11 protein-coding genes are annotated in these 8,158 nt (G+C 68.7%); 3 read left to right on the top strand and 8 right to left on the bottom strand.

Translation table 11 applies throughout. From position 1 onward, the window contains the following. Nucleotides 1–208: 208 nt before the first annotated feature. From J4Z35_RS13695 to J4Z35_RS13675, 5 genes are all read right to left on the bottom strand, one after another. A complete protein-coding gene (locus tag J4Z35_RS13695; protein ID WP_240742536.1) occupies nucleotides 209–523 on the bottom strand; it encodes a LysE family transporter in 315 nt (104 codons plus the stop codon). A gap of 122 nt (nucleotides 524–645) precedes the next feature. Then, entirely contained in the window at nucleotides 646–1,299 is a 654-nt protein-coding gene (locus J4Z35_RS13690; protein ID WP_074041236.1) for a class I SAM-dependent methyltransferase, read from the bottom strand. Between the two features lie 224 nt (nucleotides 1,300–1,523). Continuing rightward, nucleotides 1,524–2,279, bottom strand: a complete 756-nt coding sequence (locus tag J4Z35_RS13685) for an alpha/beta hydrolase (protein WP_006946044.1) — start codon at nucleotides 2,277–2,279, stop codon at nucleotides 1,524–1,526. A gap of 76 nt (nucleotides 2,280–2,355) precedes the next feature. Then, nucleotides 2,356–2,610, bottom strand: a complete 255-nt coding sequence (locus tag J4Z35_RS13680; RefSeq protein ID WP_231729374.1) for a hypothetical protein — start codon at nucleotides 2,608–2,610, stop codon at nucleotides 2,356–2,358. Between the two features lie 44 nt (nucleotides 2,611–2,654). Then, nucleotides 2,655–4,352 carry a 3-hydroxybutyryl-CoA dehydrogenase gene (locus tag J4Z35_RS13675; protein ID WP_074041235.1) on the bottom strand — a complete coding sequence of 566 codons (1,698 nt, stop codon included), beginning with the start codon at nucleotides 4,350–4,352 and terminating at the stop codon, nucleotides 2,655–2,657. Nucleotides 4,353–4,415: 63 nt separating this feature from the next. Here J4Z35_RS13675 and J4Z35_RS13670 point away from each other — a divergent pair, with 63 nt between their 5' ends. After that, complete coding sequence (locus J4Z35_RS13670; protein ID WP_074041234.1) at nucleotides 4,416–5,231, top strand: hypothetical protein; 816 nt, start codon at nucleotides 4,416–4,418, stop codon at nucleotides 5,229–5,231. A gap of 9 nt (nucleotides 5,232–5,240) precedes the next feature. Next, nucleotides 5,241–5,936, top strand: a complete 696-nt coding sequence (nucS, locus tag J4Z35_RS13665) for an endonuclease NucS (protein ID WP_006945990.1) — start codon at nucleotides 5,241–5,243, stop codon at nucleotides 5,934–5,936. Between the two features lie 84 nt (nucleotides 5,937–6,020). On the opposite strand, the gene J4Z35_RS13660 is transcribed toward nucS, so the two are convergent. Continuing rightward, nucleotides 6,021–6,362 (bottom strand): STAS domain-containing protein, encoded by a 342-nt coding sequence (locus tag J4Z35_RS13660; protein ID WP_208065650.1) that lies wholly within the window; start codon nucleotides 6,360–6,362, stop codon nucleotides 6,021–6,023. A gap of 264 nt (nucleotides 6,363–6,626) precedes the next feature. Between J4Z35_RS13660 and J4Z35_RS13655 the strand changes: the two genes are divergently transcribed. Continuing rightward, nucleotides 6,627–7,238: a cob(I)yrinic acid a,c-diamide adenosyltransferase gene (locus J4Z35_RS13655; protein ID WP_074041233.1), complete on the top strand. Its 612-nt coding sequence runs from the start codon at nucleotides 6,627–6,629 to the stop codon at nucleotides 7,236–7,238. Nucleotides 7,239–7,387: 149 nt separating this feature from the next. Here J4Z35_RS13655 and J4Z35_RS13650 read toward each other — a convergent pair whose 3' ends face one another. Together J4Z35_RS13650 and J4Z35_RS13645 are read right to left on the bottom strand one after the other, a co-directional pair. Next, nucleotides 7,388–7,828 (bottom strand): DUF2550 family protein, encoded by a 441-nt coding sequence (locus J4Z35_RS13650; protein WP_074041232.1) that lies wholly within the window; start codon nucleotides 7,826–7,828, stop codon nucleotides 7,388–7,390. A gap of 14 nt (nucleotides 7,829–7,842) precedes the next feature. Then, nucleotides 7,843–8,109, bottom strand: coding sequence for a F0F1 ATP synthase subunit epsilon (locus J4Z35_RS13645; protein ID WP_074041231.1), 267 nt, complete (start codon nucleotides 8,107–8,109; stop codon nucleotides 7,843–7,845). Nucleotides 8,110–8,158: the final 49 nt, after the last annotated feature.

Below are 8,158 nucleotides of genomic sequence, written 5' to 3'. Positions count from 1 at the left end.
GCGGGCCGGGGGTGGGGCAGACAAGACGTTGATGGGGTCGCAGCCAAGCTCGTATGAAGTCATGCTCACCCCGGCCAGCGCGAACCAGACTCGGATGCCCGCACCGACGGCACGTGGGCGAATCAGTTGCAAGGCAAAGCTGAGCGCCTGCCAGTCACCTATGGAGTCACACGCGCCGCCGGCGGGGCCCTTCCATCATCAACGTCACCTATCCGTGCAGCAGTCCCGACATCTCGCGAGCATGGCGCACGGTAGTCACCGACAGCCAGAGCAGATAAGCAGCCCCAAGCAGCTTCAGGCCGGTCAGCAAATCAGGGTGACTTCTGGCGACCTCACCCAGGCCAACAACGACTGCGGCGGCGTAGACGCTCATTCCGGTAGCGATGCCAAGGATCGCTTTGAGCGCGGCTCTCCGCCCTCCCTCGAGTCCGACCGCGAGCATGTACGCCATGTCTGGGCCGGGTGGGATGAGGAACACCAGAATGACACCGAGGAAGCCCGGTAGTACGGACAGGTCGACCACGAGCGTCCTCTCCGCTGGCCGCGACGCCCTCGTGGCGCCGCCCTCACGCTACTGCGCCTTCTCCCTAGGGCAGGGGCGCTGGTTCCCACGCTCCACGAAACCGTTCGTTTGAGCCACACCATTCAGGCGGGCTGAGATCGCTGCGCGATGATCACGGCTTGCGCGTCTTCTTCCGAGCCCACAGGTGACCGCTCCAGTTGAGCGCTCACCGTGAGTCCATGCTCCTCCAAGAGAGCAGTCAGGCTCTCGACACTTCGGTGGTATCTGGCCATCACCACGTCATAGCCGCGTGCCGCATATCCGCGACCTACCCGGCGCATGCCGTGTCCCACCTGGAAACCGAGGAGCAGCACCCCTTCCGGGCGCAGTACGCGGGCCATCTCCGCAACCATGACTTCGAGGTCTTCATCCGGGTTGTGAATGGTGGAGTACCAGGAGAAGACGCCGTCGAAGACTTCGTCTGCGTAGGGCAGGTGCGTCAGGCTCCCCACGGCGACGGTGAAGTCAGGGTGGTCGGCTCGTGCCCTGCGGACCATGTTGGGTGAGAGGTCGATGCCCTCCGGGTGGCATCCGAGCCCAGCCAAATAGGGCAGCATTCGCCCTGCCCCGCAGCCAGCATCCAGGACCACGCGAGGCTCGTGCAGGAGTGCGACGAAGTGGTCGATCATGGCCAAGTCGATGGGCTGTTCGCCTTCGGTGGTACGGAAGTGGTCGGCGTACACGTCGGCCACAACGTTGTAGGCGGTCCTGGTGAGAGCCTCCTCTGTTTCCGGCATGGCTCTAAGCCTGCCAAAATGTCGCGCTCAACCGCGAGGGAACTGGTGCACAAACGGTCGTTTCTGCACCACTCAAGCTGGGGTGGCTCTGCACGTGGTCATGCCCCGGTCAGGGGGTAGCAGAACGACGTGCAGAACCTCGCGGCGCAGAACGTCAGTGTCGACAACCGGTCCGAGACAGCCACTACGGGACTCAAAGAGGCGCCCACCGCTTCAGTGTCGACTCAGCCCTCGACCACGAGCGAAGCGTCGACCTCGGTCGGCAGGCCACCCTCGGGCAGCTTCGACGGCGCGACGATGCGCACGATCTCGTCGAGCACGCGCCGCACGTACTTCTCCCCCACCCACAGGTGCTTCGCGCCATCGACGCCGATGACGTCAGCCTGCGGAATGGCCGCGAACCGCTCGCGCGCCTCGTCGGGGCGCAGGTTGTCATCCAGTTCGGGCACGAGCGCCGTCACCGGCTTGCGCGATTCGGCCCACGCCGCCAGGTGCTCGGGCTGCGACCACCGCAGCGGCGGCGACAGCAGGATCGCGCCCTCGATCGACGGATCGAGCCCGTGCATGAGCGCCAGATCCGTGCCGAAGCTCCACCCCACCAGCCAACGATTGGTCAGCGCCGGCGACTCGTGGAACTCCGCGAACTCGATGGCGGCGGCGACGTCGAAACGCTCGCCGTCAGCCGAGTCGAACGCACCCTCCGACGTCCCGCGCGGCGACGACGTGCCACGCGTGTTGAACCGCAGCACCGCGATGTCCGCGAGCGCCGGCAGCCGGTTGGCGGCCTTCTTGTAGACATGGCTGTCCATGAAACCGCCGTGCGTCGGCAGCGGATGCAGCGTGACGAGCGTGGCCACCGGGTCTCGCTCGAGCGGCAGCGCCAACTCACCGACGAGCGTCAACCCGTCGGCGGTGTGCAGTTCGACGTCCTGACGGCGCGCAGCGAGCACCGTGTTCGAGCGAATCTCCTGCAGGCTCAACGCCCCTCCTCGACGATCACGACGAAACCCGGACTTCGTCGTCCGCCCTCGACCCTATGCGACCGCGAGCGCACACTCACCGCCACGAACCCCGCGGCGGACGGCGATCTCGCGCTCGCCAGCAACTCGTGTGCCAGTGACGACGATCCGTCACGTCACCCAGCCGATCATTCGGCCACACGACGACGTGCGGCAGCGATGACGCCAACTGCTGCTGACACCCCGGGCACGTGTAGATCTTGCCGTCGGCGTTGCCGCGCAGGACCCGCACCGTCCACTGGCCGCCCGCGTAGGTCTGCACCGTGTCGACAGGACGAAACGCGCGGCTCACGTCGCCGCGCGTCTCGTCCTGCGCTCTGTTGTTGCGCCGTGGCATCAGCCTCGGAAGGACCGCTCCGCGAGCAGGTGCTCCGTCAGCAGCGGCGACGGCACGAGGTGCGTCTCCCCCGCCTCGAAGTACATCTCCGACAGCACACCGGAGACGTCGTCGTAGCTGGCCTCGTCAAGCAACTCGAATGGGCCCTTCGGGTAACCGCAGCCGGCCTTCATCGCCGTGTCGATGTCCTCGACGCTCGCGTAGCCCGAGTCCAACATCTTCACCGCGTCGTTGAGGTGTGGGTAGAGCAGCGCGTCGACGACGAGGCCCGCGCGGTCCTTGCCGACGACCGGCGTCCAGCCCGCAGCCGCGGCGAACGAGCGAACGGCCTCGACCGCGTCGTCCGCGATGGCGACGCTGCGGCCGATCTCGAGCACCTGGCCGGCGCGCTGCTTCTCACGCAGGACGACGGGAACGACGCACGCATCGAGCGACGGCTCACCGGTCGCGGCCTCCGACGCCGCGCCCTCACCGAGCGTGGCGATGACGCCGCCGTCACCGATCGCGTCGCGCACGGCGCGCATGAGCGGCTTCTCCTCGATCTGCAGCGCGTGCTCGGAGACGTCGCCCTCGACATGACCGCACGAGCACTCGTCACCACAGGCGCACGAGCCGCCGCAGCACCCGTCATCCTCGACGCCGCCGTCGACGGCGAAGACGAACGTGACGCCCTCGAGCGCCGACGCCTCGTCAGCCGCCGTGACCCGCACGAGCTCGAGGCCCGCTGACGACATCTCCTCGGCGAGCGAGTCGACGAGCTCACCCTCGCCGACGAGACCGACGCGGCCACTGTGCGCCTTGCTCTCACCGGGCGTGCGCTCGTCGGCGACGAGGGTGCCCGAACCGGCCGCCTCGTACGTGTAGAAGCCCTTGCCACTCTTGCGACCGAGGTAGCCGGCCGCCACCATCTGACGCAGCAGCGGCGGCGACGCGACGCTCGGGTCATGTGTCGCGTCGTACAGCACGCCGCAGACCTCGTGGACGACGTCGAGGCCGATGAGGTCGCACAGCGTCAGCGGGCCCATCGGGAAGCCGACACCGGCCGCCATCGCAGCATCCAGGTCCTCACGGGAGGCGAGACCCGTCTCGTAGGCGCGGATCGAACGCGCGAGATAGGCGATGAGCAGCGCGTTCGCGACGAAGCCCGCACGGTCGCCGACGACGACCGGCTTCTTGCCCAGGCGGACGGCGAGTTCGCGGACGTCCTCGACGAGCTTCACGTCGGTCAGCAGCGAGTGGATGACCTCGACGAGCGGCAGCACCGGCGCCGGGTTGAAGAAGTGCATGCCGATGACGCGCGACGGCTCCTTCGTCGACTTCGCGATCTCGGTGATCGACAGCGACGACGTGTTCGTCGCGAGCACACAGTCGTCACGAACGATGTCGTCGAGCGTCGTGAAGATCGACGTCTTGATCTCGAGCAGCTCCGGCACCGCCTCGATGACGAGGTCGGCGTCCTTCATCGCGGCGAGGTCGTCGCCGAACGCGACGCGGCCGACGATCTCGTCACGCTCACTCTCGGAGAGCTTGCCCTTGCTCAGGGCACGCCCGAGGGATTTCGTGAGGAACCCCTTGCCGCGCTCGGCGAGCTCCGCCGAACCGTCGACGGCGATGACGCTGAGCCCCGCCTTGGCGAAGACTTCGACGATGCCGGCACCCATCGTGCCGAGCCCGATGACACCCACTGTGTTGATCATGCGCCCAGTCTTTCAGATGCGACGACCAACCGCTCGTGGGACGATCTACCCCGTGATGACCTCATGATCTTCGGATTGCTCGGCGCCCTCGTCGCCGCCCTCGTCTACGGCGGAGCGACGATCGTCCAGGCGATCGGCGTGGCGCGCATGAGGGAGGCGCCCGACGGCGCCGACCTCATCACCCGTGCGCGCTTCGGCTGGCTGTACGGCGTCGGCCTCGCGCTCGACGGTGTGGCCTTCCTCGCCTCGAGCGGTGCCCTGCGCACCCTGCCACTGTTCCTCGTGCAGTCGGTCATCGCCGGGTCGGTCGCGGTGACGGCCGTGCTCGCCGTCGTCGTCCTGCACGCCAAGCTGACGCGACGCGAGATCATGGCGCTCGTCGGAGTCGGCGTCGGTCTCGTCATGCTCGCCGTCTGCGCCAAGGAGGGTCACGCCACCGGGGTGCCGACATGGCTGGCACCCGCCGCGCTCGTGGCCGCGGCCCTCCTCGTGCCGTTCGGGTACGCGGCGTATCGCGCCCGCAACAGCGCGCTTCTCGCCGTCACCGCGGGGCTCGGATTCGCAGGTATCGCGATCGGCGCGCGCATCCTGCCGTGGGACGGCAACGTCCTGCACACGATCGCGAGCTGGCCGTTCTGGGTGCTCATCGCCCACGGCATCATCGCGATGACCGCCTACGGCTTCGCCCTCGACGCGGGAGAGGCGACGTCCGTCGCCGCCATCACCTTCGCCATCGAGACGGTGGTGCCCGCTGCCATCGGCCTCGCCCTGCTCGGTGACGCCGTGCGCGGCGGCACGTGGCCGCTTGCCATCGCGGGGTTCGTCGTCACGCTCGGCAGCTGCTTCGTCCTGGCCGGGCAGTCGGAGCCCGACGCGTAAGGTTGTCCGGTGCGAATCGTGATTGCCGAATGCAGCGTCGACTACGAGGGGCGCCTGCAGGCCCACCTCCCCCTCGCCAAGCGCCTGCTCATGGTCAAGGCCGACGGCTCGGTGCTTGTCCACTCCGACGGCGGCTCCTACAAGCCGCTGAACTGGATGGCGCCGCCGTGCACGATGGCCGAGGTCGAACCCGAGGACGTCGAGGTCGCCGACGGCGTGACGAGCGTGTGGCTCGTGCAGCACGGCAAGTCGGACGACCGGCTGCGCATCCGGTTGCACACCGTCCATCACGACTCGGCCCATGACCTCGGCGTCGACCCGGGCCTCGTCAAGGACGGCGTGGAGGCGCAGCTGCAGAAGCTGCTCGCGCAGCACATCGAGACCCTCGGTGAGGGCTACACGTTGATGCGGCGCGAATACATGACGGCGATCGGGCCGGTCGACATCATGTGCAAGGACTCGGGCGGAGCCACCGTCGCCGTCGAACTCAAGCGCCACGGCACGATCGACGGCGTCGAGCAACTGACGCGCTACCTCGAACTACTCAACCGCGACCCGCACCTCGCCCCCGTCAGCGGCGTCTTTGCCGCCCAGACGATCAAACCGCAGGCCCGCACGCTCGCAGAGGATCGCGGCATCCGCTGCGTCGTGCTCGACTACGACGCGCTGAAGGGCATCGACGACTCCGAGCGCCGGCTGTTCTGATCCGCCTCGAGGTTCCGGGTGCTCAGGTCGCGAGGCCGGGCGCACGCGTGCGTCGTGGCTTCGCCACGCGTCAGGCAGTGCGCGTCAGGCCGTGCGCGCCAGCGGGACGTAGCCGCAGGCGCCGGAGACGTTCATGACACGGTCGAGCCGGGTACCCGGGAGCAGACGGCACAGACGCGGAGACGCGTCGGCGACGACGAGGCGACGCCCCTGACGCTCGGCTCGGTGATGCGCGCCGACGATGACGCCCAGCCCGGCCGCATCCCACACCTGCGCGTTGGCCAGGTGGACGACGAGGTCGCCGTCACCGCCCGCCAGTGCGGTGTGCAATGCCGTGCGGACGCGGTCGCTCGTGCGTGCACTGACGGGGGCCGTCGATGATGATCTCCCGCCCGGGGACGGGGTGGTCGATGACCAGATGCGCACCCGTGGCGAGTATCTCGGAGCAAGACGCGTGCGTGCGCCTCGTCGTCTCGGCCATGATCGTCCCCCTCGTCACTCGCCCGTGCGGGCCGAGCTGTTCGTGGACGGCCGGCGCGTTGCGCGCCTCACCCGGCGTGGAGGCGTCGCCTCCGGCGGGTGCCGTCACTGGTAAAGACGCGCGGCGCCGGGTGAAGGTTCGCCGCACGGCGTAACGAAGTGGTAACGGTCTGAACGCCTCCCATCGGGCGCACGTGACACAGTGGGGGCATGGTGGTTCTCAGCACGATCTACACCCGCACCGGCGACGACGGGAGCACGGGCCTCGGCGACTTCAGCCGGACGTCGAAGAACGACCCGCGCCTCGTCGCCTACGCCGACACGGACGAGGCGGGCGCCGCGCTCGGCCTCGCGCTGACGTGCGCCCCCGATCTGCCTGAGCGGCTGCGCCCAGTGCTCCTGCGCATCCAGAACGACCTGTTCGACGTCGGCGCCGACCTGTCGACACCCCTCGTGACACAGCCCGCGCACCCTCCCCTGCGCGTCCAGCAGGAGTGGATCGACGAACTCGAGACCGCCTGCGACGAGTTCGGTGCCGACCTGCCGACGCTGCGTTCCTTCGTCCTCGCCGGCGGCACTCAGGCGGCGGCCTATCTCCACCTCGCGCGGACGGTCGTGCGGCGCGCCGAGCGTGCCTGTTGGGCGGCCATCGACGCCCACGGGAGCGAGAGCGCCGAGCCCGACGGCGAGCGTCCCGGCGGCGTCAACGCGCTGACGGCCAAGTACCTCAACCGGCTCTCGGACGCCCTGTTCGTGTTCGCGCGCTACGCCAACGCCCAAGGCCCCGGCGACGTGTTGTGGCAGCCCGGCGGGGGGCGCTGAGCCCGCTCTGCAAGCGGGATGCGACCGACAGGGCGGCTGTGGGAAAGAGGCGCGCTCACCGTGCCAAACCCGACCATCGTGGCGGTCGAGGCCGCGAAAGCAATGCCGCTGGGCGGGACGTCGACCGTCAGAGACGCCGGACGGGGGTCTCAGACCAGGGCGTCCGCGTGCAATCCGGGCGGTGCGGACTCGCTCCACGAGCGCATCGCGGTGTAGTCACCGGGCGCCATGGCGATGGTGAAGGCCTCTTCACCGCAGCGCACGTCGACTCTCACCGCGTCACCCGACAGGGCCGCCGGGCGGTCACCGTCCGCGAGCTGAGCGCGCGAACCGAGGAAGAAGTCGCCGCGCGCCCAGGTGCGCCGCGGCGACATCGTCATCGAGCGGAACGAGAACCACTCGAGACGATCGTGGCGGTACCGCACCATCCCGGTGCGCCACGACGCGCCGGGGTAGCGAACCGCCATGACGGCGAGGTTGCCGTCGCGGCCGATGGCGCGCGTGCGCAGCACCATCGCCGCCAGAGCCAGCAAGACCAGGATGACGGCCAGCGCGAGAGTGATCTCGCCGGCCGTCATCGCTGAATCCATGGTTCGAAACCGCCTCAGACCCCGGCCATCTCGACGTGCTGAGCGACGACCGTCACCACGTCCTTGTCGACGGAGATAAACCCGCCGTCGATCTTGACCGTACGGCGCTCGCCCTGCGCGGGCACGACGACGACGTCGCCCTCGACGAGGACGGACAGGATCGGCTGGTGACCGGGCAGGATGCCGATCTCACCTTCGGTGGTCCGTGCGATCAGGCGGCTCGCCTCGCCCTCCCAGACCTCACGGTCGGCAGCGACGAACTTGACGTTCAGGGTGCTCATGCGGGCTTCCTCTTCGAGTCGGTGATTTCCCCCATGATAGCGGGCGAAT

It is taken from the genome of Dermacoccus sp. NHGro5 (assembly GCF_017565385.1).
Classification (GTDB): Bacteria; Actinomycetota; Actinomycetes; order Actinomycetales; family Dermatophilaceae; genus Dermacoccus; species Dermacoccus nishinomiyaensis.
This window is presented reverse-complemented; position numbering and strand designations above follow the sequence as displayed.